At 65.9% G+C, this 24997-nt stretch carries 23 protein-coding genes; 11 read left to right on the top strand and 12 right to left on the bottom strand.

Annotated features, from left to right (window positions below; genetic code table 11):
- Positions 1-7 precede the first annotated feature (7 nt).
- From IVB24_RS12810 to IVB24_RS12800, 3 genes are read right to left on the bottom strand one after another with little or no spacing between them, the layout of a single operon-like run.
- Complete coding sequence (locus tag IVB24_RS12810) at positions 8-271, bottom strand: DUF6111 family protein (RefSeq protein WP_094975738.1); 264 nt, start codon at positions 269-271, stop codon at positions 8-10.
- Positions 268-939 (bottom strand): CoA pyrophosphatase, encoded by a 672-nt coding sequence (locus IVB24_RS12805; protein WP_247773088.1) that lies wholly within the window; start codon positions 937-939, stop codon positions 268-270. Before IVB24_RS12805 ends, IVB24_RS12810 begins: the two co-directional genes overlap by 4 nt.
- Positions 936-1547 carry a DUF1285 domain-containing protein gene (locus IVB24_RS12800; RefSeq protein ID WP_247773087.1) on the bottom strand — a complete coding sequence of 204 codons (612 nt, stop codon included), beginning with the start codon at positions 1545-1547 and terminating at the stop codon, positions 936-938. The genes IVB24_RS12805 and IVB24_RS12800 overlap by 4 nt, the downstream gene beginning before the upstream one ends.
- Before the next feature lie 270 nt (positions 1548-1817).
- Between IVB24_RS12800 and IVB24_RS12795 the strand changes: the two genes are divergently transcribed.
- From IVB24_RS12795 to IVB24_RS12770, 6 genes are all read left to right on the top strand, one after another.
- A complete protein-coding gene (locus IVB24_RS12795; protein WP_140477570.1) occupies positions 1818-2816 on the top strand; it encodes a MoxR family ATPase in 999 nt (332 codons plus the stop codon).
- On the top strand, positions 2816-3760 hold the full coding sequence (locus IVB24_RS12790; RefSeq protein ID WP_094975742.1) for a DUF58 domain-containing protein: 945 nt from the start codon (positions 2816-2818) through the stop codon (positions 3758-3760). Before IVB24_RS12795 ends, IVB24_RS12790 begins: the two co-directional genes overlap by 1 nt.
- Positions 3757-6561 (top strand): DUF4159 domain-containing protein, encoded by a 2805-nt coding sequence (locus tag IVB24_RS12785; RefSeq protein ID WP_247773086.1) that lies wholly within the window; start codon positions 3757-3759, stop codon positions 6559-6561. Before IVB24_RS12790 ends, IVB24_RS12785 begins: the two co-directional genes overlap by 4 nt.
- 7 nt (positions 6562-6568) lie before the next feature.
- On the top strand, positions 6569-8632 hold the full coding sequence (locus tag IVB24_RS12780) for a hypothetical protein (protein ID WP_247773085.1): 2064 nt from the start codon (positions 6569-6571) through the stop codon (positions 8630-8632).
- A 138-nt stretch (positions 8633-8770) separates the two neighbouring features.
- Complete coding sequence (locus IVB24_RS12775; RefSeq protein WP_247773084.1) at positions 8771-9199, top strand: DUF2946 domain-containing protein; 429 nt, start codon at positions 8771-8773, stop codon at positions 9197-9199.
- A 136-nt stretch (positions 9200-9335) separates the two neighbouring features.
- A complete protein-coding gene (locus IVB24_RS12770; RefSeq protein WP_247773083.1) occupies positions 9336-11705 on the top strand; it encodes a TonB-dependent receptor in 2370 nt (789 codons plus the stop codon).
- 263 nt (positions 11706-11968) lie between these two features.
- On the opposite strand, the gene IVB24_RS12765 is transcribed toward IVB24_RS12770, so the two are convergent.
- Genes IVB24_RS12765 through IVB24_RS12750 form a run of 4 tightly spaced genes read right to left on the bottom strand, consistent with a single transcriptional unit; the run spans position 11969 to position 15161 of the window.
- Entirely contained in the window at positions 11969-12487 is a 519-nt protein-coding gene (locus IVB24_RS12765; RefSeq protein ID WP_094975747.1) for an N-acetyltransferase, read from the bottom strand.
- 56 nt (positions 12488-12543) lie between these two features.
- On the bottom strand, positions 12544-13479 hold the full coding sequence (locus IVB24_RS12760; RefSeq protein ID WP_094975748.1) for a glycosyltransferase family 2 protein: 936 nt from the start codon (positions 13477-13479) through the stop codon (positions 12544-12546).
- On the bottom strand, positions 13476-14627 hold the full coding sequence (locus IVB24_RS12755) for a hypothetical protein (RefSeq protein WP_247773082.1): 1152 nt from the start codon (positions 14625-14627) through the stop codon (positions 13476-13478). Before IVB24_RS12755 ends, IVB24_RS12760 begins: the two co-directional genes overlap by 4 nt.
- A 42-nt stretch (positions 14628-14669) precedes the next feature.
- Complete coding sequence (locus IVB24_RS12750; RefSeq protein WP_247773081.1) at positions 14670-15161, bottom strand: NUDIX domain-containing protein; 492 nt, start codon at positions 15159-15161, stop codon at positions 14670-14672.
- A gap of 92 nt (positions 15162-15253) precedes the next feature.
- Between IVB24_RS12750 and IVB24_RS12745 the strand changes: the two genes are divergently transcribed.
- Entirely contained in the window at positions 15254-16150 is an 897-nt protein-coding gene (locus IVB24_RS12745) for a metallophosphoesterase (protein ID WP_247773080.1), read from the top strand.
- A 116-nt stretch (positions 16151-16266) separates the two neighbouring features.
- Here IVB24_RS12745 and IVB24_RS12740 read toward each other — a convergent pair whose 3' ends face one another.
- From IVB24_RS12740 to IVB24_RS12730, 3 genes are all read right to left on the bottom strand, one after another.
- Positions 16267-16821: a hypothetical protein gene (locus IVB24_RS12740; protein WP_247773079.1), complete on the bottom strand. Its 555-nt coding sequence runs from the start codon at positions 16819-16821 to the stop codon at positions 16267-16269.
- Between the two features lie 197 nt (positions 16822-17018).
- The gene (locus tag IVB24_RS12735; protein ID WP_094975753.1) at positions 17019-17228 is read right to left on the bottom strand and encodes a hypothetical protein; all 210 of its coding nucleotides are present in this window, start codon (positions 17226-17228) and stop codon (positions 17019-17021) included.
- Positions 17229-17258: 30 nt separating this feature from the next.
- Positions 17259-18893 carry an isocitrate lyase gene (locus IVB24_RS12730; protein WP_140477562.1) on the bottom strand — a complete coding sequence of 545 codons (1635 nt, stop codon included), beginning with the start codon at positions 18891-18893 and terminating at the stop codon, positions 17259-17261.
- A gap of 232 nt (positions 18894-19125) precedes the next feature.
- On the opposite strand from IVB24_RS12730, the gene IVB24_RS12725 reads away from it, so the two are divergent.
- The 4 genes from IVB24_RS12725 (at position 19126) to IVB24_RS12710 (ending at position 22449) form a co-directional block, all read left to right on the top strand.
- The gene (locus tag IVB24_RS12725) at positions 19126-20571 is read left to right on the top strand and encodes a short-chain fatty acyl-CoA regulator family protein (protein WP_247773078.1); all 1446 of its coding nucleotides are present in this window, start codon (positions 19126-19128) and stop codon (positions 20569-20571) included.
- Positions 20572-20705: 134 nt separating this feature from the next.
- Positions 20706-20942: a hypothetical protein gene (locus IVB24_RS12720; protein WP_247773077.1), complete on the top strand. Its 237-nt coding sequence runs from the start codon at positions 20706-20708 to the stop codon at positions 20940-20942.
- 197 nt (positions 20943-21139) lie between these two features.
- Positions 21140-21940, top strand: coding sequence for a hypothetical protein (locus tag IVB24_RS12715; protein ID WP_166466774.1), 801 nt, complete (start codon positions 21140-21142; stop codon positions 21938-21940).
- A 164-nt stretch (positions 21941-22104) separates the two neighbouring features.
- On the top strand, positions 22105-22449 hold the full coding sequence (locus tag IVB24_RS12710; protein WP_140477560.1) for a hypothetical protein: 345 nt from the start codon (positions 22105-22107) through the stop codon (positions 22447-22449).
- Between the two features lie 57 nt (positions 22450-22506).
- Here the strand turns inward: IVB24_RS12710 and IVB24_RS12705 are convergent, their stop codons facing one another.
- Entirely contained in the window at positions 22507-23148 is a 642-nt protein-coding gene (locus IVB24_RS12705; RefSeq protein WP_247773076.1) for a tetratricopeptide repeat protein, read from the bottom strand.
- A gap of 138 nt (positions 23149-23286) precedes the next feature.
- A complete protein-coding gene (gene htpX, locus IVB24_RS12700; protein ID WP_094975875.1) occupies positions 23287-24219 on the bottom strand; it encodes a zinc metalloprotease HtpX in 933 nt (310 codons plus the stop codon).
- Positions 24220-24997 lie beyond the last annotated feature (778 nt).

The raw sequence follows: 24997 nt of genomic DNA, 5'->3' as shown, positions 1-24997 counted from the left end.
GCGGCCCCTATTTTTCCACGCCCGGCACCAGCCGGCCGTTCTCGATATGGGCGGGAACGTAGGTCGAATCCGGGGCGGCGCCGGAGAAATGCGCAAAGCCGATCAGCCCCGCGATCACCAGCACCAGCGCGGCAAGGACGAGCCGCGCAACGACGGTCACCGGCCAGGACGATCGCGCGAACAGGCCGGAGCGCGTCGCGGCCAGGAACAGCGCATAGACGGCAAAGGGAACGAGGAAGATTCCGATCTCGGTCAGAACCGGCCGGATCATGATGAATAGATCCGCTCATACAGCACACGCAGCATGCCCGCCGTCGCACCCCAGATGTAGCGTTCCGCAAACGGCATCGCGTAATAGGACCGCTCCATCCCGCGGAATTCCTTGCTGTGCACCTGATGGTTCACCGGATTCATCAAGAAGGATAGCGGCACCTCGAACGCGTCATCAACCTCGGAACGGTTGATGGTGAGCTCGAAGCCGGGCCTGACCCTCGCGACCGTCGGCAGGATGCGGAAACCGAAGGCGGTGCCGTAGAGATCGAGATAGCCGAGCGGCTCGACGAAGTCTCTGGACAACCCGACCTCCTCCTCGGCCTCGCGCAGCGCCGCGTCCAGCGGCGAGGAATCGGTCGCGTCGATCTTGCCGCCGGGGAAAGCGATCTGGCCGGCATGGTCGTTGAGATGCGCCGAGCGCTGTGTCAGCAGGATGGTCGGCTCGGGATGATCGACCACCGCGATCAGGACCGCCGCGGGGCGCACCGGCTGCTCGCGCGCGACGATCTCGAGCATCTTGTCGGTGCCGGGATCGCCCGAAGCCGGAATGATGTTCGGATCGTAGAGGCCGAGCGGAACGTCGAAGCCGAGCTTCGTCTTCGAGCGGGCGAAGAAATCCGCCGCGCCCATGATGGCGGGATCGCTTCTGGGGATAGGCTTGTTCAAAGCGCGGCCCTCACCTGCTCCGCATCGGCCATGGCGAAGAATTCGCCCGATGATTCGACGCCGAACATCGGCTGGCCATCGACCATCCGCTCCTCGCCCATGTCAACCAGATCGTAGTAGAGCGCTCGTGTGACCTTGGCCCAGAGATCGGCGCGAACATGCAGGTAGGGCGTCAGCCCGCCGTCCTCGGCCTGCTCGAAACGCAAGCCATGCGCGGCATCGCAGGTGACCCAGTCATCGACATTGGTGCGGAAGCGCAGCACGCGATGCTCTCCCTCGCCGTCCTTCTGCATCTCGACCGCCATGAAGGGCGCATCGTCGACGCGGATGCCGACCTTCTCCACCGGCGTGACCAGGAAATGCTTGTCGCCCTCGCGCTTGAGGACGGTCGAGAACAGCCGGACCAGAGCGGGACGCCCGATTGGCGTCCCCAAATAGAACCAAGTACCATCTGAGGCGATTCGGATGTCGAGATCGCCGCAAAACGGCGGATCCCACAGATGCACCGGAGGCAGCCCCTTCTTGGCGCCTTCGCTATTGGCAGCACTTTTGGCGGCAACAGTCAGCCCCTCAAGACCGCGATCGCCACTCTGCCCTTGGTTCGCCATGGTTTGCCCTGACTTTGTCCTTTGGCACGATTGGTGCAGGTCTACGTTGTACTCGGGTGCACGGTTCCACCCCGGATTAGTCCGGTGTGCAAGGTCGCCACTTCGTGATGCCGTACATAACCCGAAGCCGATAAGGTGGGGATAGGTTAATTCAACGAATACATGGCCTTCCTGCAAGTCTAGCATAGGCGCCATGATCTGACGTGATGACCAAATGCGATGACATGACGGCCCAGGCAAGCAGCATGGCGGGCTGAAGGAGCTAGACTGATGGCGGAGAGTGTCGAGAAACTCGAGGACGGGATCGTTCGTTCGGCCGAGCAGGTGTCGAGCCAGATTCGCGCGGCGAAGGATGCGATCGGGTCCGTCATCTTCGGCCAGGATCGCGTGATCGAGAACACGCTGGTCACCATCCTCTCCGGCGGCCATGCGCTGCTGATCGGCGTGCCGGGCCTTGCCAAGACCAAGCTGGTCGAGACGCTCGGCGTCACGCTCGGCCTGGATGCCAAGCGCATCCAGTTCACGCCCGACCTGATGCCGTCGGACATTCTCGGCGCCGAGGTGCTGGACGAGAGCACCGCAGGCAAGCGCGCCTTCCGCTTCATCTCGGGTCCGGTGTTCGCGCAGCTTCTGATGGCCGACGAGATCAACCGCGCCAGCCCGCGCACGCAATCAGCGCTGCTGCAGGCGATGCAGGAGCAGCACATCACGGTGGCCGGCGCGCGCCACGATCTGCCGAAGCCGTTCCACGTGCTCGCGACGCAGAACCCGCTGGAGCAGGAGGGCACCTATCCGCTGCCCGAAGCGCAGCTCGACCGTTTCCTGATGGAGATCGACGTCGACTATCCCGATCGCGACGCCGAGCGCCGCATCCTGTTCGAGACCACCGGCGCCGAGGAAACGCTGGCGAGGGGATCGATGACGGCGGACGCGCTGATCACCGCGCAGCGGCTGATCCGGCGCCTGCCGGTCGGCGATTCCGTGGTGGAGGCGATCCTGTCGCTGGTGCGCTCGGCCCGCCCGGGTTCGGACGCCGGCGAAGCCGGCAAGTTCATCGCCTGGGGCCCCGGCCCGCGCGCCAGCCAATCGCTGATGCTGGCGGTGCGTGCGCGTGCGCTGATCGACGGACGGCTAGCGCCCTCGGTCGACGACGTGCTCGACCTCGCCGAACCCGTGCTGAAGCACCGCATGGCGCTGACGTTCCAGGCGCGCGCCGAAGGCCGCACGATTCCGGACGTGATCAAGCAGCTCAAGACGCGGATCGGTTGATGGCAGCGGAGAACGGGCACCCAGCGAAGGAGATCATCGCGATCCGACGTGCCGATGGTGAAAGCCGCACGCTCGCAGCCTCCTTGCCGCGCCTGGTGCTCGAAGCCCGCCGCATCGCCGCCAACGTCATCCATGGCCTGCACGGCCGCCGCCGCGCCGGCTCCGGCGAGAATTTCTGGCAATACCGCCGCTTCGTCTCCGGCGAGCCGGCGCAGAACGTCGATTGGCGCCGCTCGGCGCGCGACGACCATCTCTATGTCCGCGAGCTCGAATGGGAAGCCTCGCACACGGTGTGGATCTGGCCGGACCGTTCGCCGTCGATGGCGTTCGCCTCGAAGACCGCGCGCGAGTCAAAGCTCGAGCGCACGCTGATCGTCGCCTTCGCGCTGGCCGAGTTGCTCGTCGCCGGCGGCGAACGCGTCGGCATTCCCGGCCTGATGGCGCCGACCACGAGCCGCAGCATCATCGACAAGATGGCGCAGGCGATGCTGCATGACGATGCCGACCGGCTGAGCCTGCCGCCGTCCTTCGTGCCGGCGGCGCTGGCCGAGACGATCGTGCTGTCGGACTTCTGGTCGCCGATCGCGGAGATCAGGACGACGCTCGCAGGCCTCTCAGGCTCCGGCGCGCATGGCACGCTGGTGCAGATCGTCGATCCCGCCGAGGAATCGTTCCCCTATTCCGGCCGCGTCGAGTTCGTCGAGCCCGAAGGCTTCGGCGTCATCACCGCCGGCCGCGCCGAAAGCTGGGCGCAGGATTACACCACGCGGCTGGCGCTGCACCGCGACCAGATTCGCGCCGAGACCAACAAGCTGGACTGGCTGTTCACCACGCACGCCACCGACCGCTCCGCCGCCGAGCTGCTGCTGTTCCTGCATGCCGGCATGCAGGTGAGCAAATCGGGCGCCCGCACCACGACGATCAAGGCGGGGCCGGCCGCATGATGGGACTGCCGCTCGCCTTCACCGAACCGCTGCTCCTGATCGGCCTCGTCAGCCTGCCTGTGCTGTGGTGGCTGTTGCGCGTCATGCCGCCGCGGCCGCGCCGCATCGAGTTTCCGCCGACGCGCCTGCTGTTCGACATCGCCCCGCGGGAGGAGACACCCTCGCGGACGCCGTGGTGGCTGACCGCATTGCGCCTCCTGGCTGCGGCTCTCGTCATCTTCGCGGCCGCCGGCCCGATCTGGAATCCGCAAACGGGCGCAGCCGACAGCAAGGCGCCGCTGATGATCATGCTCGACGACGGCTGGAGCGCGGCGTCGCACTGGGACGTCAGGATCAGGGCCGCCGACGAGCTGATCGCCAATGCCGACAACGACCGCCGCGCGATCGCGCTGGTGCCGCTGTCCGAACCGAACCGCGACATCACCCTGATGCCGGCGGGCGCCGCGCGCGTCGCGCTGCGGCAGCTCGCGCCAAAGCCCTATTCGATCGATCGTGTCGAGACGCTGGCCGCGGTCGACCGTTTCCTCAAAGCCACCGGCGACTGCGAGATCGCCTGGCTGTCCGACGGCGTCGACACCGGCCGCGGCGAGGACTTCGTTGCCGGCCTCGGCAAGACCATCGGCGATCGCAGCCTGACCATCTTCGAAGGCGGCACCTCCTCGCCGCTGGCGCTGGTCGCGGCCGAGAACGCGGCGGCGAAGATGACGGTGAAGGTGCTGCGCACCGACAGCGGCATCGCGACCGGCACCGTGCGCGCGCTGGACCAGAAGGCTTCGCCAATCGGCGAAGCCCGTTATTCATTCGGTCCGCAGGACAAGGAGACCGACGCTGCGTTCGATCTGCCGGTCGAGCTGCGCAACGACATTACGCGGCTCGAGATCTCGGGCGAGCGCTCCGCCGGCGCGGTGCAGCTGCTCGACAAGCGCTGGCGCCGTCGTGCCATCGGCATCGTGTCGGGCGCATCCAGCGAGACCGCGCAACCGCTGCTGGCGCCGACCTTCTACCTCACCCGCGCGCTGGCGCCCTTCGCCGACGTCAGGCTCGCCGACAAGGGCTCGCCGCAGCAGGGCATCACACAATTCTTGGACCAGAAGCTGCCGATGATCATCCTCGCCGATGTCGGCACCATCGCGCCGGAGCTGCGCGAGCGCCTCAATGCCTGGATCGATCAGGGCGGCGTGCTAGTGCGGTTCGCGGGCCCCCGGCTGGCGCAGGCCGAAGACGATCTGGTGCCGGTCAAGCTGCGCAAGGGCGGCCGCACGCTCGGCGGCAGCCTGACCTGGGAGAAGCCGCAGCATCTGGCCTCCTTTGCCGCCGACGGCCCGTTTGCCGGCGTCGTGGTCCCCAAGGACGTGACCGTGAGCCGTCAGGTGCTGGCCGAGCCCGATGCGGTGCTCGCCACCAAGAGCTGGGCCTCGCTGGAAGACGGCACGCCGCTGGTGACCGGCGAGCATCGCGGCAAGGGGCTGGTCAGCCTGTTCCACGTCAGCGCCGACATGCGCTGGTCGGATCTGCCGATGTCAGGCACCTTCGTCGAAATGCTGCGGCGGGTGGTCGACATGTCCGGCTACACCTCCAAGCCCGGCGCAGGCGTCGCCGGCGAGGCGACCGCTGAGACGGTGGCGCCGCTGCACATCCTCGACGGCTTCGGCGCCTTCGGGCCGCCGCCGGCCACCGCAAAGCCGCTGCCCGCGGATTACCGCGACCGCGCCACGTCAGATCATCCGCCGGGCTTCTATGGCCCGGCCGAAGGACCGCTCGCCGTGAACACGCTTGCCAGCGCCGACCGCATCGCCGCGCTGAATACCACGGGCCTGCGCGCCCGGCACGCCACCTACACCAATGCCGAGCCGCGGGACCTGCGCGGCTGGCTGCTGTCGACGGCGCTGGCGCTATTCCTGGTCGACGCCATCATCGTCGCGGTGCTCGGCGGCGGGATCGCCGCGCTGCTGCGGCGCCGTGCGGCGCCCGCGATGATCGTCCTCGGCCTGCTGTTCGCCTCACTCTCGCCCGCGCCGTCACGCGCGGACAGCGCTACGGACGATTTCGCGATGAAGGCGACGTCGCAGACCCGCCTCGCCTATGTCGTGACAGGCAATGCCGACGTCGATTCCATCGTCAAGGCCGGGCTATCAGGACTGACGCTGTTCCTGGCGCAGCGCACCGCACTCGAAGCCGGCGATCCCGTCGGCATCGATCCCGCGCGCGACGAGCTCGCCTTCTTCCCGCTGATCTACTGGCCGATCGTGCCGGGCGCGCCCAAGCCGCCGCAGGACGCCATCAACAAGATCGACGCCTACATGAAGCAGGGCGGCACCGTGCTGTTCGACACCCGCGACGCGATCGAAGCGCCGCCCGGCGCCAACGGCGCCGCGCAGACCCCGGGGATGCAGACGCTGCGCGAGATCCTGTCGTCGCTCGACGTGCCCGAGCTGGAGCCGGTGCCGCGCGAGCACGTGCTAACCAAGACCTTCTATTTGCTGCGCGACTTCCCCGGCCGCTTCGTCACCGGCCAGACCTGGGTCGAGGCCCTGCCGCGCGACGACGACGAGGACAACGCGCAGCGGCCGGCCCGCGGCGGCGACGGCGTCTCGCCGATCATCATCACCTCGAACGACCTTGCCGGCGCCTGGGCGGTGCGGCCCGACGGCCAGGCCATGCTGCCGGTGACCGGCGGAGACACGCGCCAGCGTGAATTCGCCTACCGCGCTGGCGCCAACATCGTGATGTACACGCTGACCGGCAATTACAAGGCCGACCAGGTGCATGCTCCCGCGCTGATCGAACGGCTGGGGCAATAGGATCGATATGAACTACGGTATCGCGTTCACACCGCTTGTCCCCGCGATCGTGCTGTGGATCGCGCTCGCCGCGATCGTCGTCATCGCGATCGTGCTGCTGGTGGCGCGCGCGCGCGGCGCGGCGGTGCGCGTGGCCGCGCTGGCGCTGTTCCTGCTGGCGCTCGCCAATCCCTCCTTCACCCGCGAGGACCGCGATCCCCTCACCTCGGTGGCCGCCGTCGTCGTCGACAAGAGCCCGAGCCAGAATTTCGGCAACCGCAATCGCGAAGCTGCGCAAGCGCAGGAAGCGCTGGTCGACGGCCTGAAGAAGATCAAGGGGCTGGAGGTGCGCGTCGTCGAGGCCGCACAGGCCGACGGCGAGACCGACGGCACCAAGCTGTTCGGCGCCCTCGCCTCAGCCTTGTCGGACGTGCCGGTCGACCGCGTCGCCGGCGCGTTCCTGATCACCGATGGCCGCGTCCACGACATTCCGGCGAACGCCGCCGCGCTCGGCTTCCAGGCGCCGGTGCATGCGCTGATCACCGGCCAGAAGGACGAGCGCGACCGGCGCATCGCGATCACGGCGGCGCCGCGCTTCGGCATCGTCGGCCAGACCCAGACCATCAGCTACCGGCTCGACGACCAGGGCGTTACGGGCGAGCGCGCCAAGGTCACGATCCGCCGGGACGGCGAGGTCATCAATGAACGCACGCTCTCGAGCGGCCAGGCCGCGAGCGTTGACGTCGACATCAAGCATGCCGGTCCCAACATCGTCGAGATCGAGGCCTCGCCGCTCGAGAGAGAGCTGACGGCCGTGAACAACCGCGCGGTCGTCGCCATCGACGGCGTCCGCGACAAGCTGCGCGTGCTGCTGGTTTCGGGCGAGCCGCATTCGGGCGAGCGCACCTGGCGCAATCTGCTCAAGTCCGACGCCAGCGTCGATCTCGTGCACTTCACCATTCTGCGTCCGCCGGAGAAGCAGGACGGCACGCCGATCAACGAATTGTCGCTGATCGCGTTTCCGACCCGCGAGCTGTTCCAGCAGAAGATCAACGAATTCCAGCTGATCATCTTCGACCGCTACGCCCGCCAGGGCGTGCTGCCGATCGCCTATTTCGACAACATCGCGCGCTATGTGCGCGGCGGCGGCGCGGTGCTGGTCTCGGCCGGCCCCGACTACGCCTCCAACACCAGCATCTGGCGTACGCCGCTGGATTCGGTGCTGCCTGCCGAACCGGTCGGCGTCACCGAGAAGCCGTTCTATGCGCATCTGTCCGATGTCGGCAAACGCCACCCCGTCACGCGTGGGCTGGAAGGCTCGGCCTCCGAGCCGCCGCGCTGGAGCCGTTTCTTCCGCACCGTCGACACCCGCAATTCCGTCAACCCGCCGGTGATGACGGGAGCCGACGGCAAGCCGCTGCTGTTCCTTTCGCGCTTCGGCGAGGGCCGCGTCGCGCTTCTGCTCTCCGACCACATCTGGCTGTGGGCGCGCGGCTATGAGGGCGGCGGCCCGCATCTGGATCTGCTGCGGCGGATGTCGCACTGGCTGATGAAGCAGCCGGACCTCGACGAAGAAGCGCTGCGCCTCCAGGTGCAAGGCAAGAACCTCGTCGTGGTGCGCCAGACCATGGCCGACAGCGTCCAGCCGGTGAGCGTGACCTCGCCGTCCGGCGTGTCGCAGGATCTGACGCTGAGCCCCGGCGACCCCGGCGAATGGCGCGCCAGCCTTCCCGCAAGCGAGCTCGGCCTGTGGCAGGCCACCGACGGCACGCTGAAGGCGCTGATCAATGTTGGCCCGACCAACCCGAAGGAGTTTTCGGAGGTCACCTCGACCGTCGATACGTTGAAGCCGCTGACGCAGGCGACCGGCGGCAACGCCGTGCGCGTGGTCGATGGCGCCAGCGTCGAGCTGCCGCGCATCTTGCCGGTGCGTTCGGCCAGCGTGTTTGCCGGCGACGGCTGGATGGGCGTGCGGATGCGCGACGCCAGCGTCGTCAAGGGCGTCGGCGTGCTGCCGATCTTCGCCGGCCTGATCGGGCTATTGCTGCTGCTCGGTGCGTTCGCCGCGACCTGGGTGCGCGAGGGGCGCTGATCTCGCTCCGTTGCTCGAACGACACATCGGCCCGCCACCGGCGCCGGCCGGTCTGTGTGCGATTGACATCCGCAGACCGATCGGGCGATGTTATATTGTTACATCGCGATATCTCGCGATGCGGGGTGGCGTTTTCCGATGAAGTGGTTCCGGTCGAATATCAGGCACGGCGCCCGGCTCGCGTTGTTCGCGCTGCTGGTGCAGTTCGCGCTGACGTTCGGCCACAGCCACTGGTTCGCCCAGGCCACGCCGCTTGTCCAGGCGTCGTTCCAGCAGACCGACGGCGCCAAGGACAGCACTAAGAACAGTGCCAAGAGCGGCGCTGCGAACGACCGTGCCGCGGTCCAGAAACAATCGCCCTCAGGCCCCGACCGCGAGCACCCGGGCGAGGACAATTGCGCAATCTGCGCCGTGGTCGCGATGGCGGGCACCGTCATATCGGCAACGCCGCCCGTGCTGCTGCTGCCGCAGGCGATCGAGCTGCTCTACCGCACCACCGATGCCGAATTCCTTCATCTCAAATCGGCCCGCACCGCGTTCCAGCCGCGCGCCCCTCCCGCGTCCTGACTCTCAACATCGCTTGATCACGCCCGGGCTCAGAGTGCCCGGGAGACGTTGAAGTCGAATTCCGTCGCGCCGCGACGGCAGGCCGCCTCCGATCAGCACACAATCATGCGGACGGCGCCTGACTGGAATCAGGACCATGTCATTTCAATCGCGACGCGCGCAGCGTCTTGGCGGAGCAAGCCTGCTCCTGCTCGGTGCCGCCGCCACGCCCGCTTTCGCCCAAACGCCTGCGCAAGACAAATCGTCGACCGAGATTCCCGCCGTCACCGTGACGGCGCCGAGCCCGATCGTGCGCAGAGCGGTGGTGCCGTCCCGCAATCCCGGCCGCGGCACGCGGACCGCGCGGGTGCGCAACCGCGAGCAAACGGCGGAAGCAGCGCCGGCAGCCTCCGCGCCCGCCGCGCCCCAGCAGGGCGTGCTGTCAGTCGTGACCAACCAGTTCGCGACGGTCACGGTGGTGCCGAACGATGAGATCCGCCGCGAAGGCGGCGGACAGCTCGGCGATCTCCTGTTCTCCAAGCCCGGCATCACCGGATCGAGCTTCGCGCCCGGGGCATCGAGCCGGCCGATCATCCGGGGTCTCGACGTCAACCGCGTCGGCATCGTCGAGAACGGCACTAATGCGAGCGGCGCCTCCGATCTCGGCGAGGATCATTTCGTTCCGATCGATCCGCTTGCGACCAACCAGATCGAAGTGGTGCGCGGGCCCGCCGCGCTGCGCTACGGCTCGACCTCGATCGGCGGCGTCGTCAGCGCCACCAACAACCGGATTCCGGACGCGCTACCTGCCTGCGCGCCGTCATTCCAGGCTTACGGCCTGCCGACCAAAGCTCCGCTCGCGAGCGCCGCGACGTCGCCTTGCGTAACCGCCGAGACCCGCACCGCGTTCTCTTCGGTAGACCGCGGCGTCGAAAGCGGCGTGCTGCTCGACACCGGCGGCGGCAATTTCGCCTTCCACGCCGACGCCTATGGCCGCACGACCTCGGACTATTCCATCCCGAGCTATCCCTATCTGAACGACCAGACGCGCGCCGTGAACGGCCGCCAGCCGAACTCGGCAACGCGCTCGGACGGCGCCTCGATCGGCGGCTCCTATTTCTTTCAGGGCGGCTATATCGGCGCGTCGATCACCCAGAACGACTCGCTCTACCACATCCCCGGCATCGACGGCGCCGACCACCAGACACGGATCGGCGGCCACCAGACCAAGATCAACGTCAAGGGCGAGTACCATCCCGACGCCGCCGCGATCGACGCGGTGCGCTTCTGGGCCGGTGCGACCGATTACCGGCACAACGAGATCGGGCTTGCCGATCCAGCCGACCTCAACAGCGACGGTATCAGGCAGACCTTCACCAACAAGGAGCAGGAGATCCGCACCGAGGTGCAGCTGATGCCGTTCAACGCGCGCTTCGCCGAAGTGACGACGGCGCTGGGCTTCCAGGTCGGCCATCAGGAATTGAGCGCGCCGAGCCCGGACAATCCCGGCACGCTGTTCAACGGCCTATGGGATCCGAACAACAGCAACCGCGTTGCCGGCTACGCCTTCAACGAGTTCAAGTTTACCGAGGCGACGCGGGCGCAGATCGCCGGTCGCATCGAGCATGTCGAGCTGCACGGCACGACGCCGGACTTCCCGGCCGATTATTTGCCCGACGGCACGCCGCAGGCGGGCATCGCGCGCAATCCGTCGTTCACGCCGAAGAGCGGCAGCATCGGCCTGTTGCAGGACCTGCCCGGCGGCATGGTCGGCAGCATCACCGCGCAATATGTCGAGCGCGCGCCGAAGGCGGCCGAGCTGTTTTCCCGCGGCGGCCACGATGCGACTGCGACCTTCGACATCGGCAATCCAAACCTCACGATCGAGACCGCCAAATCGGTCGAGCTCGGCGTGCGCAGGGCGACGGGGCCGTTCCGCTTCGAGGCGACCGTCTACTACACGCATTTCGACAATTTCATCTACCGCCGCCTCACCGGCGTGTCCTGCGACGACGACTTCGCATCCTGCGGCAATCCGGGCGCGGAGCTGAATCAGGCCGTGTATTCGCAGCGCAATGCCAATTTCCGCGGCGGCGAGTTCCAGTCGCAGCTCGACGTCGGCGCGTTCCAGGGCGGCATCTGGGGCATCGAAAACCAGTTCGATTTCGTCCGCGCCACCTTCAGCGACGGCACCAACGTGCCGCGGATTCCGCCGATGCGGATGGGCGGCGGCGTGTTCTGGCGCGACGACAACTGGCTGATGCGCGTCAACCTGCTGCACGCCTTCGCACAGAACAACGTTGCTGTGATCGCGGAGACGCCGACGGCGGGCTATAATTTGTTGAAGGCCGAGGTGAGCTACAAGACCAAGCTCGACCGCAACTGGTTCGGTGCGCGCGAGATGATGGCCGGCATCGTCGGCAACAATCTTCTCAACGAGAACATCCGCAACTCCGTATCCTACACCAAGGATGAGGTGTTGATGCCCGGCATCGGCGTCAGGGCGTTCGCGAACTTCAAGTTTTGACGGTGATCAAGCCGGGGCCTACGGGCCCCGGTACACCGTCATTGCGAGGAGCTCTTGCGACGAAGCAATCCAGAATCATTCCGCGGAGAGATTCTGGATTGCTTCGCTGCGCGCTCCGCTCGCAATGACGGAGTTTGCGGAGCCGCTGTCGTACTCCAAATACAATGCCTCGTAGCCCGGATGAGCGCAGCGATATCCGGGGCGGTGCATCTGCGGCGCAGATGTCCCGGATGTCGCTTCGCTCATCCGGGCTACGAACCGGACTACCCTGCCCGCGCCTTGCTCCAGTCGGGGCCGACCGGGCCCGACACGCCTTCGAAGGCGCCGTCGACGAGCTCGAACACCAGGATACGGGCGGCGTCGACCGGGCCGGGCATGGTGACGCGGCCCTTCGGGACCGGCTTGAAGCCGACGCGGCTGTAATAGGGCTCGTCGCCGACCAGCAGCACGAGGCGGTGATCTTTCGCCTTCGCGTCCTTGAGCGCGCGCTCCATCAGCAGACGGCCGACGCCGCGGCCGCGGAACGGCGGCTCGACCGTGAGCGGGCCGAGCAGCAGCGCCGGCGTCTCGCCGACCAGCACCGGCAATTGCCTGACCGAGCCGACCAGCAGCGTGCCGATGCGGGCCGTGAAGGACAATTCGAGCACATGGTCGACGTGCTCGCGGATCCGGTAGGCGCTGAGCACGAAGCGGCCGGGACCGAAGGTGCGTTCGTGCAGCCGCTCGATCGACTGGGCGTCGCCGGCGGCTTCAGGGAGGATGGTCAGTGAGAGATCGGTCATGTCAATTCGCGGGATAGCACCTGAACGCAGCGCGGTCCATCGGGCAGCGACGGCGCTCAGCTGCTTTTCAAGGTCGGTTGGGACAGATAGGCCAGCATCTTCATCTCCCGACGCCCTCGCGTCACCGTGTCGAGCACGAGCCCAGAAGACACCGAGAGCAGGGCCATGATCATCAAGCCCATCGACAGCACGGCGGTCGGCAGGCGCGGCACGAGGCCGGTCTCGATGAAGGTAATCACGATCGGGATCGCGAGGATCACCGCCGCCAGCGCCAACAGGCCTCCGATCACCGTGAAGAAGCGCAACGGCCGCTCCGAACGGTAGAGCTTCACCATGGTGCCGAGGATGCGAAATCCGTCGCGCCAGGTGTTGAGCTTGGAGAACGAGCCTTCGGGGCGCGCGTAATAGGGGGTCTCGATCTCGGCGACCGGCAGCGACAGTTCCAGCGCATAGACCGCGAGCTCGGTCTCGATCTCGAAGCCGTCGGAGAGGACGGGGAAGGATTTGACGAAGCGGCGCGAGAACACGCGGTAGCCGGACAGGATGTCCTTGAAAGCGTGACCGAAGGTCGACGCCAGAAAGCCGGTCAGCATGCGGTTGCCGGTGCGGTGGCCGAGCCGGTAGGCGGCCTGGACCTGATCGACGCGAAGACCGACCACCATGTCGAGATGATCATCGAGCAGCCGGTCGATCATGCGAGATGCGCTCGGCGCATCATAGGTCGCATCGCCGTCGACCAGCACGTAGACGTCGGCCTCGACGTCGGCGAACATGCGGCGCACGACGTGGCCCTTGCCCTGCCGGCGCTCGCTGCGCACGATCGCGCCCGCTTCGCGCGCGACGGTCGCGGTGCGGTCGCGGGAATTGTTGTCATAGACGTAGATCGCTGCCGACGGCAGCGCCTTGCGGAAATCGGCAACGACGGTGGCGACCGCCGCTTCCTCGTTGTAGCAGGGCACCAGCACCGCGATGCGAAGTTGCGTTGAGGTCATCGCGACGGCACTCCGAGGCTTGCCGGCTCGCGCCGGAGCGCCGCGGCCTGCTGCGCCTGCGCCGGCTGCATCAGCCAGGCGAACGAGACGCTCCACAGCGAGAGCATCGCAATCGGCACGATGTAATAGGGCGTGAAGATCGGATGGCTGAGGAAGAACACGAGGTTGACGATGAGATTGCCGGCGACGACGATGGCCACCTGACGCACGCTGCCCTCGCCCACCCTCAAGAGCCAGGCTGCGGAGCCGATCGCCAGCACGATCAGCACGAACTGCATGTCGCGCAGATAATGGCCGAACACGGCGAAGTCGAAGGCCGGCGCGACCACGTCGGCACTGCCATAGGTCGTGGCCAGCGGGCTGCCGGCGTTGACGGCCTGGGCGACCAAGGTCGGGGCCATGCCGACGAGAACGCCGAGGCCGAGGCCGAGCCCCTGCACGAACGCTGACGGCGTCCGCACCTTCAGGAAGGCAATGCCGAGATAGATGAAATAGCCGGCCGCGAGCAGCGCATTCGGCAATCTGAAATTGACGGACGCGCCCAGGAGAACGCCGATCAGCGCAATCAACAGCGCGCTGCGTTTATCCCTGGTCAGCCACAGCGCCGTGAGGAAGCCCGCGACGGCGCATAGCGCCATGGTCGGCGCGACCGAATAGCTCGCCTTCGCCGGATTGATCATGAGATAGATTGCGAGCGCGCCGAACAGGCCCGCGCCGAAGACCGACGGCAGCGTGCGCGCCATGGCAATGCCTGATAGCGCAAGGCCGCAGACGATCAGGCTCGCGGCAACGTAGAGCGGCACCACCTGGTGCCCCTCAGGAAACAGCGCCAGCAGAAAGCCGGTGCCCGGCGGATATTGCATCACGATCTTGCCGCTCGGCATCGGATTGTGGCACGGCCAGCGGATCGGATCCTGCCATTCGGCGAACGCGATCTCCTTCAACTTGCCTTCGAAATAATGATCGTAGTCCAACGCGGCATTGGTGTTGAGCCCACCGATGCCGAGGCGCTGGAACAGATGCGCCTGCCTGAGATAGCAGATGTCGTCATAGACCCCGCGCGCCTCGCTCCAGCGCGACATCGTGACGATGTTGCTGGCGAGGATCGCAAGGCAGATCAGGCCGAAAGCGAACTTGGCAATCTTCATCCGGTGATGCTCTTTCGGGCTGCTTACTAGCACACGCCACCCTCAGCGCCACGTCGCAATCAGGGGCCCGCCGTCCAGCACTTCGGCGATCCGCAGCCGCGTTCCTCGCGTGGTGTCCTCGGGCAACGCCGTGACCGCGAAGAACCCGCATTCGCTGATCTCGCGGTTGGGCGCGGGCACGCGATCCTGTCTGAACTGCCTGACCACGTAGATGGCGACATGGTCGCGGCGGGAGACGTGGCTGTTGAGGAAAATACCGTGCAGCACGGCCTCGCCGGTGAGGTCGATATCGCCCTCCTCCTTGAGCTCGCGCCGCATCGCCTGCTCCATGGTCTCGCCGAAATCGACGCCGCCGCCGGGCAGGTGCCAGCCGCTGACGTAGCTGTGCCTGACCAGAAACACCCGATTCTCGGCATCCAGCACTACGGCGCGGACGCCGAGCGTCATGCCGCGGACGACGAGGAAATAGGCGTGGAAGAATCGCAGCAGCAGCGGCTCGAATTTCCGTCGAACGCGGTTCAGACGATCTCCCATCAGGCTTCCTTGAGGCTGCTGTCCCGGCCCCGCTTGCACTGGCCTCGCGAGCTTGCCATTACAGCAAAGCAATAGCGAGGCAATCGCGCGCCATGACTCCCAACATATCGGCCCCCTTCACGCTCGCCCATCTGTCCGATCCGCATCTAGCGCCCTTGCCGCAGCCGCGGCTGATCGAGCTCGCCGGCAAGCGCGTGCTCGGCTACGTCAACTGGACGCTCAACCGCCACAAGTACCAGCGCCGTGAGGTGCTCGACGCGCTGGTCACCGACATGAAGGCGCAGGCGCCCGACCACATCGCGGTGACAGGCGATCTCGTCAACCTCGCGCTGGAAGCCGAGTTCGCCCCTGCCCGCGCCTGGCTCGAGGGTGTCGGCCCGCCCGACCGCGTCACCACGATTCCCGGCAATCACGACGCCTATGTCCGCGCCACCTCGCATCGCTTCAGTGAGACGTTTGCGCCCTATCTCGCCGGCGACGACGGCAGCACCGGCTTCCCATCCGTGCGGCGGCGCGGGCCGCTCGCGCTGATCAGCCTGTCCACGGCGGTGCCGACCCTGCCGCTGATGGCGACGGGCACGCTCGGACCCGATCAGCTCGCCGCCCTCGCAACTGTGCTCGAGCGGCTCGCGGCCGAGGACGTCTTTCGCGTGCTGCTGGTCCACCATCCCCTCAAGTCCGAAGCGCGGCAGAAGCGGATGACAGATTCGGCCGCACTGCTGGCGCTGCTCAAGCGCCACGGCGTCGAGCTGATCCTGCACGGGCACGACCACATTCATTCGACAATGTGGTTCGAAGGTCCCAACGGCAACATTCCCGCGCTCGGCGTGCCCTCCGCCTCCGCGCTCGCGCACGGCCACTACCCGGCGGCGGCGTATAACCTGTTCAGAATCGAGAAGGACAATGCCGGCTGGCGCTGTGAGCAGACGGTGCGGAGCCTCGGGACGGAATTTCAGATCGGGCAGATCAAGCATGTGAGGTTGATTTAGTTCGCCGTCATTCCCGGGCGCGCCGACAGGCGCGAGCCCGGAATCCATGCGTCGCCATGCGCTTCCGCCCGATGGATTCCGGGCTCATGCTTCGCGTGGAAGGACAGAGCAACTGGTCACCAGCTCCGCAGGGCCGCGAGCACGGCGAGGCCGAACAAGGCGGCGGCACCGAACACGAAGCCGAACACGAACGGCCACAGGCGCGAGCGGCGGGGCGGCGGCGCGACCTCGGGCTTCGGTTCGGGCGGAACCACCATGGCCTGCTCGCGCTCGACCATGCGGCGCGCGACATAATCGGTGATGGCCTCGACGAGGACGACGGTGTCATGCGATTCGGCGAGCACGATGCGGCCGAAGCGGGTGTCCTGGACGAAGCGGTACATCCGCTTGTCGCGCCCCATCACGATGTGGGCGACGACGTCGATCCAGAGTCTCGGCGTATCGCCCTGGCTGATGCCGCGGTCGAACAGGTCGATACTGTCGGGCACCTGCGCGAACAGGGGATCGAGCGCGTCGTTGAGGATCTCGAGCCGCGCCACCTCCGCGTCCCTGAGATCGACGACGACGCCGGTCCGGTCGGCGGCCTCGATCCGCGCGCGCAGCAGCGCGTCGCGCAGCCGCACCGGGCGCGGCTGGCCGGGATGGGTCCCGCTGGTTTCGGGCTCTGACATTGTCGGCCTCGTCCTCGACTTTTCTCCATTAACCTATCAGCAACCAAACCCTCCGCAAAGGGTCCGCAATTCCAGAGACTTACGGCACCCACAGACGATTGACCTGTGCCAAAAACAGACGGTCCCACCCAGGCAGAGCCTGGATGGGACCATCCGTCCTTGGACGTCTTCTTAATTCAGGTCGCCAATCGGGCCCTTCAGGCCGAGACGCGCGACGGCTCTTCCACGATGGAGAAGCGGACGCCGGCCTTGTGGCGGTTCTCTTCCGAGACAGTGCGCCAGGCGTCCTCGGCTTCCGTGCGGGTCTTGAACGGACCCTGCACCTGGGCCGAGCCTTCGACGAGCTTGTGGAAGTTCATCGAACCGAACTCGCCGCCGATCACCCAGAAATTGCTGCCTTTGGTCATTGTCAGTCTCCTCTTGGATAACGTGATGCGTTAGCCGAACTGGTTCATCGTGTTGTGCGCACCGCCCGCCTTCAGGGCAGCCTCGCCGGCGAAATATTCCTTGTGGTCGTCGCCGATGTCGGAGCCGGCCATGTTCTGGTGCTTGGCGCAGGCGATGCCCTGACGGATCTCCTGACGCTGGACGTTCTTGACGTAGCCGAGCATGCCCTGGTCGCCGAAATATTCCCTGGCGAGGTTGTCGGTGGACAGCGCAGCCGTGTGATAGGTCGGCAGCGTGATCAGGTGATGGAAGATGCCGGCACGCTTGGCCGAATCCGCCTGGAAGGTGCGGATACGCTCGTCGGCTTCCTGCGCCAGCGGCGTATCGTCGTATTCCGGCTTCATCAGCTCGGCGCGGTTGTACTTGCTGACGTCCTTGCCGGCTTCCTTCATCGCATCGTAGACCTGCCAACGGAAGTTGAGGGTCCAGTTGAACGACGGTGAGTTGTTGTAGGCCAGCTTCGCGTTCGGAATCACCTTGCGGATGCGGTCGACCATCTTGGCGATCTGCTCGATATGAGGCTTCTCGGTTTCGATCCAGAGCAGGTCGGCGCCGTTCTGCAGCGAGGTGATGCTGTCGAGCACGCAGCGGTCTTCGCCGGTGCCGGGACGGAACTGGTAGAGGTTCGAGGGCAGCCGCTTCGGACGCATCATCTTGCCGTTGCGGTTGATGATGACGTCGCCGTTGCGGGCGTTCTCCGCGGTGATTTCCTCGCAATCCAGGAAGCTGTTGTACTGGTCACCGATGTCACCGGGCTTGTGGCTGACCGCGATCTGCTGGGTCAGGCCGGCGCCGAGCGAGTCGGTGCGGGTCACGATGACGCCGTCTTCGACGCCGAGCTCGAGGAAGGCGTGGCGGCAGGCACGGATCTTCGCGATGAAGACCTCATGCGGCACGGTGACCTTGCCGTCCTGGTGACCGCACTGCTTCTCGTCCGAGACCTGGTTCTCGATTTGCAGCGCGCACGCACCCGCCTCGATCATCTTCTTGGCGAGCAGATAGGTCGCTTCCGCGTTGCCGAAGCCGGCGTCGATGTCGGCGATGACCGGGACGACATGGGTCTGGAAGTTGTCGATCTTCGCGATCAGCTCCTGCTCGCGGGTCTTGTCGCCTTCCTTGCGGGCCTTGTCGAGCAAACGGAAGATGTCGTTGAGCTCACGGGAATCCGCCTGGCGCAGGAAGGTATAGAGCTCCTCGATCAGCGCCGGCACCGAAGTCTTCTCGTGCATCGACTGGTCGGGCAGCGGCCCGAACTCGGAGCGCAGCGCCGCGATCATCCAGCCCGAGAGATACAGGTAGGTGCGATCGGTCTTGCCGCCAAAGTGCTTCTTGACCGAGATCAGCTTCTGCTGGGCGATGAAGCCGTGCCAGCAGCCCAGCGACTGCGTGTACTTGGTCGGGTCCTTGTCATAGGCCGCCATGTCGGCCCGCATCAGCGCCGCGGTGTAGCGGGCGACGTCGAGGCCGGTCCTGAAGCGGTTCTGCAGGCGCATGCGCGCGACGGCCTCGGCCGACACGCCGTTCCAGGTCGGCTGGGTCTCGAGGAGCGCCTGGGCCGCCTTGACCTCGTCCTGATACGACGACGGACCCTGGAGGGTGCTGATGCCGCGGGGCTGGTAGTTCATGTGATTGATCCTTTCGCGGACGACAAAGCAACAGGCTTGTCATCGACATTTTTGACAGTGCATTGCGAGATGCGTGTCGAGAGCTAAACGCGAGAAAGGGAAGTTCGTATAGTAGGCTTGTAATTGAATGGTGATGTCATGTAACATCAGAACATGTAATAGATGTTATTTTGTAAATCTTGTAACAATATAGGACAGCAAGACTGTCCTTGACGCTGCTGGAGACCCGACAATGGCCGCCGAGTCCGGGAAGAAACTGTTCGTCGGCCCGCGCTTCCGGAGGATCCGGCAGCAATTGGGGCTGTCGCAGACCCAGATGGCCGAGGGGCTCGGAATCTCGCCGAGCTACGTCAATTTGATCGAGCGCAACCAGCGCCCGGTGACCGCGCAGATCCTGCTGCGGCTGGCCGAGACCTACGACCTCGACCTGCGTGACCTCGCCACAGCCGACGAGGACCGTTTCTTCGCGGAACTGAACGAGATCTTCTCCGATCCGCTGTTCCGCCAGATCGATGTGCCCAAGCAGGAGTTGCGCGACCTCGCCGAGCTTTGCCCGGGCGTGACCCACGCGCTGCAGCGGCTCTACGCGGCCTATACCGAGGCGCGCCAGGGCGAGACGCTGGCCGCGGCACAGATGGCCGACCGCGATGTCGGCACGCGCTATGAGGCCAATCCGGTCGAGCGCGTGCGCGAGCTGATCGAGGCCAACCGCAACTATTTTCCGGAGCTCGAACAGGCTGCCGAAACCTTGCGCGACGAACTGAACGCGCCGGCCGAAGGACTCTATGCCGCGCTCGCCGCCCGGCTGCGCGAAAAGCATTCGATCCAGACCCGCGTCATGCCCGTCGACGTGATGCGCGAGACGCTGCGGCGTTTCGACCGTCACCGCCGCCAGTTGCTGATATCCGAGCTGGTCGACTCGCCCGGCCGCGCCTTCCAGCTCGCCTTCCAGCTCGGCCTCGGCGAATGCGCGCAACATCTGGAGACTATCATCGGCCGCGCCGGCCCGCTCGACGACGCACCGCGGCGACTGTTCCGCATTACGCTCGCCAACTATTTTGCGGCGGCCGTGATGATGCCCTATCCGGCGTTCCTGGCCGCGGCCGAGGCCTTGAGCTACGATATCCATTTGCTGGCGCAGCGCTTCAATTCCGGCTTCGAGCAGGTCTGCCATCGCCTCACCACGCTGCAGCGGCCGAATGCGCGCGGAATTCCGTTCTTCCTGCTGCGCGTCGACAATGCCGGCAACGTCTCGAAGCGGTTTTCCTCGGGCACGTTCCCGTTCTCGAAATTCGGCGGCACCTGCCCGCTTTGGAACGTGCACTCGACCTTCGACACGCCGGATCGCCTGCTCAAGCAGGTCATCGAGCTGTCCGACGGCACGCGCTATTTCTCGATCGCGCAGATGGTGCGCCGTCCGGTGGCACCGCATCCGCTGCCGCAGCCGCGCTTCGCCATCGGCCTGGGCTGCGAGATCCGCCACGCCTCACGCCTCGTCTACGCCGCCGGCATGGACCTCGAGAAGACCGAGGGCACTCCGATCGGCGTCAACTGCCGCCTCTGCGAGCGCGAAAACTGCGCCCAGCGCGCCGAGCCGCCGATCACGCGCACGCTGATCCTGGACGAGACGACGCGAAGGGTATCGAGCTTCGCCTTCTCGAATGCGCGGGAGTTGTGAGGACGGCAAAATCGTTTGCCAGCACGCTTGCGATGCGGAGAGCATGAGTGATGGCCATCACAGTTATTCCCTGTCGCTTGATGCATGGTTGCGTCAAGGCCGGCTGCATCGGGCAGCCGCAAGGGAATACGGACATGAAGACCGGCACACTTTCGATCTACTCCGCTCTCATCGCCATCGCGGCGCTCGGCGGCTCGGCCCAGCTCACACCCGCCGCTGCCGGGAGTCTCGATTGGCTCGGCAACGACAACTACGTGCGCTGTCTGAAATATGTCAGTGCGCTCTCCCGTGGCGACGCCGCTGCCTATGATCGCGGGCGCAGGACCTGCAATCGCCAATATTATCCCGGCCGTCCGGGCTATGACTACTGAGCAGACTTTTGCAGATGAGGCTGCGCCACGCGCGGCCTCATCGCCCAGCGCTGGTTAACGCCTTCCTAATCCGCCTTTGCGATCTGCAACCAACGATTAAGCACGCCTCAACATCGGTGCCATAGTCTCGCCCCACTCACTTTTCGCAAACAACGGTGGCCTATCCTGCCGAGCGAAGTGACATCAGGGGGTTCATCATGCGCATTGCGTTGCTGCTGACCGCAACCATTGTCGGCGCGCTCTTCGCCAATCCATCCCGAGCCGGATCGCTCGATGCCGACCCAGCGCAGCCGCTGCCGCCGGGCTTCCAGAGCTATCGCGGCTACATGTTCGACCTCACGGAGAACTCCGACCGCAAGGATGTCGACAAGCTCACCGCCAATCTGAAGAGCCAGATCGACTCGGTCGAGGCGGCCGGCCTGTCGCCGCGCGTGCTGCGCTTCTTCCGCACCGTGCCGATCATCGCCAGCGAGCTCGCCTGCCTCGACGAAGGCGCCGCCACCGCCTGCTACGGCCGTGTCGCCCCCAACGTCGAACGCCGCGTGCCGCGGACGCTGACGGTCTGGGACCACGACAAGCAGCGCTGGACCAATCCGAACGCCGTCGACCTCGCGGTCGATTCGGGCCTCGGCGTGATCATGCTGCGGCCGGACATGATGCGGTACGAAAAGGAGGCCGTGCTGCTGCATGAACTCCTGCACGCCTATCACGCGCGGCTGTTGCCGGACGGCTACGCCAACAAGGGCGTGATCGCCTATTTCGCCCTCGCTAAATCCAAGGATCTGCTGCCCAAGGAGTCCTATGCGTTGAAGAATCCCATGGAATTCTTTGCCGTGACCGCCAGCATCTTCCTGGCCGGAAAGAGCGAATTCCACGATCCGAAATCCCGCGAGACGCTCAAGGAGAAGATGCCGGACTATTACAAATATCTGGTCGGCGTGTTCGGTTTCGACCCGGAGCCGGCGGCGGCAAATGGCCCGGTCGCCTCGCTGAAGTGAGGCGCCCCACGGAGACATCAGAAAAGCCGCGCAACTAGCGCGGCTTTTTTGTTTTTTGCAGACCGGAAGCTGCGGATGACGTCTCGGCGGGAATTGCCAAGGCGGGGCCCGATCTGCATAGTCCCGCCCGCATCGATACCGTTTTTCGAAGAGGATAGAACAACATGGCGGACGCCGACCTGGATGTCGTGATCCGGCAACTGGCCAGACAGCTGCATACGGGCCTGATGACCCGCGCCAAGGAGCGGCGGGATCGCTTCAACGGCCTTGCGGCCAAGGCCAAGGGCAAGGAGACCGCCGAGCGCTTCAAGATGATGGCCAAAGCCACCATGGAGCAGGCCACCGCCGCCGCCAAGCGCCTGCAGATGTCCGCCGACAACGTCGCCGACAGCTACGCGCGATCGATGCGGCTTGCCGCCAGTACGCCGATTGCAGTGAAGGCGGAGAAGAAGGCTAAGGACAAGCCGGCGAAGAAGGCGAAGAAGGCCAACGCGAAGAAGGCGAAATAGTCGCCGCCGGCGCCCTTCACCTTTCCCGGTAAGAACGGCGAGAGGAAAGGCCCCTTCTCATTGTCTCGGCGCGGCGATTTGGGTCGGCTCGACATTCGAAAGCTCGGCGAGCCTGGCACGTGCGACCTCGTGCGAGCGACCGTCCTTGCCCGCCGGCAGCGCCAGCGCCGCCTCGAAATCGGCGCGGGCGTCGTCGGCCTGGCCACGAGCGAGGAACGCAAGGCCACGGTCGAGGCGGGCGGGCGCATCCGAGGGGTCGAGGCGGACCGCCGTGTTGTAGCTCAGGATGGCGCGATCGAGATCCCCGGTGGCGGCAAGCGCGAGACCGCGCTGGTGATAGGGCGCTGCAAGCTTGGGATCATGCGCGATCGCCTCGTCATAGTCGGCGATGGCGAGCTCCAGATCGCCGTTCTGACGGCGCGCCAGCGCACGGTCGCGATAGAGCGAGGCGCGGTTCGGATTGAGGTGGATCGCCTCGTCGAAATCGGCAATCGCCCGCCTGAAGTCGCCATGGCGCAGCGCGATCCGCCCGCGTCCCTCATAGGCAAACGCGATCAGCGCGCCGCGCAGCGGCGAGAAGCCGATCACGGCCGAGCAAATGTCGGGATCGTCCTCGTCGCCGCAATTGACGACCGTGTGCATGGACAGGCCGACAAGCACGCACAGGACGATCAGGAAAGGTACGGCAGCTCTGGTCATCTTCGACGGTGGCCGGCAGCGAGCCGGTCACGCATCCCCTTTCGAAGGAAGTGTCTCGCCCGGGTGTTAACACCGGCTCCGACGATCCTGTGTGCGCCAGGTCACAAAGCCGCCCGCAAAAGTGCCGCATGTTCCGGTTCAGCCCCAGGGCCCACGCGAGGACGACCGTCCCCAGGGGCTGCGCGGCGGATAATTCTCGTTGGCGCCGAGCGACGGCGCCGCCCGCGCGCCGAGTTCGGCCGCGAGTTGCTGAAGCGCGGCGATGCGGTTCTGCGTCGAGGGATGGGTGGCGAACAGATTGTCGACGCCATGGCCCGACAGCGGATTGATGATGAACATGTGCGCAGTCGCAGGGTTTCGCTCCGCCTCGTAGTTCGGCACCTGATGCGCGGCCCCCTCGATCTTGACCAGCGCAGAGGCCAGCCACATCGGTTGTCCCGCGATGCGTGCGCCGAGATCGTCGGCGGCATATTCGCGGGTGCGGCTGATCGCCATCTGCACCAGCATGGCGCCAATCGGCGCGAGGATCATCATCAGGATCGAGCCGACGATGCCCGGGCCGTTGTTGTTGTCGCGGTGACCGAAGAACATGCCGAACTGCGCCAGCATCGAGATCGCGCCGGCGATGGTCGCAGTGATCGTCATCAGCAGCGTGTCGTGATTCTTGATATGGGCGAGCTCGTGCGCGATCACGCCGGCGAGCTCCTCGCGGCTGAGCTGGCGCATCAGGCCGGTGGTGACGGCCACCGCGGCATTTTGCGGGTTTCGTCCGGTCGCGAACGCGTTCGGCTGTGCCTCGTCCATCAGGAACACACGCGGCATCGGCAAGCCTGCCCGGCCCGCAAGTTCCGCGACCAGCCCGACCAGCTCCGGCGCAGTCGAACGATCGACCTCATGGGCGCCGTACATCGAGAGCACCATGCGATCGGAGTTCCAGTAGGTGAAGAGATTGGTCGCCGCGGCAATGACGAGTGCGATCATGGCACCGGAGGCGCCGCCGATCAGATAGCCGACGCCCATGAACAGGGCGGTGAGGCCTGCGAGAAGCATTGCGGTACGAAGGTAGTTCATGGCGACATCCCGTTGCTGACGCATAAGCCAGTGCAGCCGATCCCAGCTGCCAATTTGAGCCAAGGATTCAGAACGAGCTTGAGTTATGAAGTTGGCCCCCCGCTGCAAGGGCTGCGACTGCGTCGCGGCGACGCATAATTAAACCTTGACGCGTATTCATATAAAACTACACGCAAGAGTCCAGCACATTGGAAAGCGTACGCCGGACTAAGTCCGCAGACGCAGGCACGGGAGCGCGGCTCGCGCATTGGTCCGTTCCATGACCTCCCCTCAGCCAGGTGACTGCCATGATGGACCGGTCGCAGGCCGCTCCCGTTCACGATGCATCCGAAGCGGCCGGTTCCGCAGACGCGAAGGGCCTGCAGCAAGCGCTGCAAGAGGAGCTGCTTGCCGATGAGAAGCACCCACGGCAGCCTGCCGCCCGGGTCGAACCTACGGGTCCTCCGCAAGGCCGGATCCTCTTGCAGCGGAGCTTGAAGATCGCGGCGGGGCTCGCCGTCATCGCCATATTCGGCTGGCTGCCGCTGCGCGCGATGTGGCAGAATTCCAGCGTCGAGGCCGTGCTGAACTCCCGCCTCGTCACCCTGCGTGCGCCGATCGGCGGACGCGTTGCCGCAGCCCCCGCTGCGATGAAGGACCAGGCACATCTTGACGCCGGCATGGTTGTGCTGCGTGTCGTGAATTCGCGCGGCGATCGCACGCGACTCGACGATCTTCGACGGCAGAAATCGCGACTGGAGAACGAGCGGCCGAGCCTCGCAACCAAGCTCGAGACCGC

This window comes from Bradyrhizobium sp. 192 (genome assembly GCF_023100965.1).
GTDB classification, from domain to species: domain Bacteria; phylum Pseudomonadota; class Alphaproteobacteria; order Rhizobiales; family Xanthobacteraceae; genus Bradyrhizobium; species Bradyrhizobium symbiodeficiens.
Note: the sequence above shows the minus strand (reverse complement) of the source record. Positions and strands in the feature narration are given on the sequence as shown.

Bases quoted from the DNA above. Each gene is read 5' to 3' on its own strand.
- IVB24_RS12810 (WP_094975738.1), bottom strand. From the start codon at position 271: ATGATCCGGCCGGTTCTGACCGAGATCGGAATCTTCCTCGTTCCCTTT.
- IVB24_RS12800 (WP_247773087.1), bottom strand. From the start codon at position 1,547: ATGGCGAACCAAGGGCAGAGTGGCGATCGCGGTCTTGAGGGGCTGACT.
- IVB24_RS12795 (WP_140477570.1), top strand. From the start codon at position 1,818: ATGGCGGAGAGTGTCGAGAAACTCGAGGACGGGATCGTTCGTTCGGCC.
- IVB24_RS12790 (WP_094975742.1), top strand. From the start codon at position 2,816: ATGGCAGCGGAGAACGGGCACCCAGCGAAGGAGATCATCGCGATCCGA.
- IVB24_RS12785 (WP_247773086.1), top strand. From the start codon at position 3,757: ATGATGGGACTGCCGCTCGCCTTCACCGAACCGCTGCTCCTGATCGGC.
- IVB24_RS12780 (WP_247773085.1), top strand. From the start codon at position 6,569: ATGAACTACGGTATCGCGTTCACACCGCTTGTCCCCGCGATCGTGCTG.
- IVB24_RS12775 (WP_247773084.1), top strand. From the start codon at position 8,771: ATGAAGTGGTTCCGGTCGAATATCAGGCACGGCGCCCGGCTCGCGTTG.
- IVB24_RS12770 (WP_247773083.1), top strand. From the start codon at position 9,336: ATGTCATTTCAATCGCGACGCGCGCAGCGTCTTGGCGGAGCAAGCCTG.
- IVB24_RS12765 (WP_094975747.1), bottom strand. From the start codon at position 12,487: ATGACCGATCTCTCACTGACCATCCTCCCTGAAGCCGCCGGCGACGCC.
- IVB24_RS12760 (WP_094975748.1), bottom strand. From the start codon at position 13,479: ATGACCTCAACGCAACTTCGCATCGCGGTGCTGGTGCCCTGCTACAAC.
- IVB24_RS12755 (WP_247773082.1), bottom strand. From the start codon at position 14,627: ATGAAGATTGCCAAGTTCGCTTTCGGCCTGATCTGCCTTGCGATCCTC.
- IVB24_RS12750 (WP_247773081.1), bottom strand. From the start codon at position 15,161: ATGGGAGATCGTCTGAACCGCGTTCGACGGAAATTCGAGCCGCTGCTG.
- IVB24_RS12745 (WP_247773080.1), top strand. From the start codon at position 15,254: ATGACTCCCAACATATCGGCCCCCTTCACGCTCGCCCATCTGTCCGAT.
- IVB24_RS12740 (WP_247773079.1), bottom strand. From the start codon at position 16,821: ATGTCAGAGCCCGAAACCAGCGGGACCCATCCCGGCCAGCCGCGCCCG.
- IVB24_RS12735 (WP_094975753.1), bottom strand. From the start codon at position 17,228: ATGACCAAAGGCAGCAATTTCTGGGTGATCGGCGGCGAGTTCGGTTCG.
- IVB24_RS12730 (WP_140477562.1), bottom strand. From the start codon at position 18,893: ATGAACTACCAGCCCCGCGGCATCAGCACCCTCCAGGGTCCGTCGTCG.
- IVB24_RS12725 (WP_247773078.1), top strand. From the start codon at position 19,126: ATGGCCGCCGAGTCCGGGAAGAAACTGTTCGTCGGCCCGCGCTTCCGG.
- IVB24_RS12720 (WP_247773077.1), top strand. From the start codon at position 20,706: ATGAAGACCGGCACACTTTCGATCTACTCCGCTCTCATCGCCATCGCG.
- IVB24_RS12715 (WP_166466774.1), top strand. From the start codon at position 21,140: ATGCGCATTGCGTTGCTGCTGACCGCAACCATTGTCGGCGCGCTCTTC.
- IVB24_RS12710 (WP_140477560.1), top strand. From the start codon at position 22,105: ATGGCGGACGCCGACCTGGATGTCGTGATCCGGCAACTGGCCAGACAG.
- IVB24_RS12705 (WP_247773076.1), bottom strand. From the start codon at position 23,148: ATGACCAGAGCTGCCGTACCTTTCCTGATCGTCCTGTGCGTGCTTGTC.
- htpX (WP_094975875.1), bottom strand. From the start codon at position 24,219: ATGAACTACCTTCGTACCGCAATGCTTCTCGCAGGCCTCACCGCCCTG.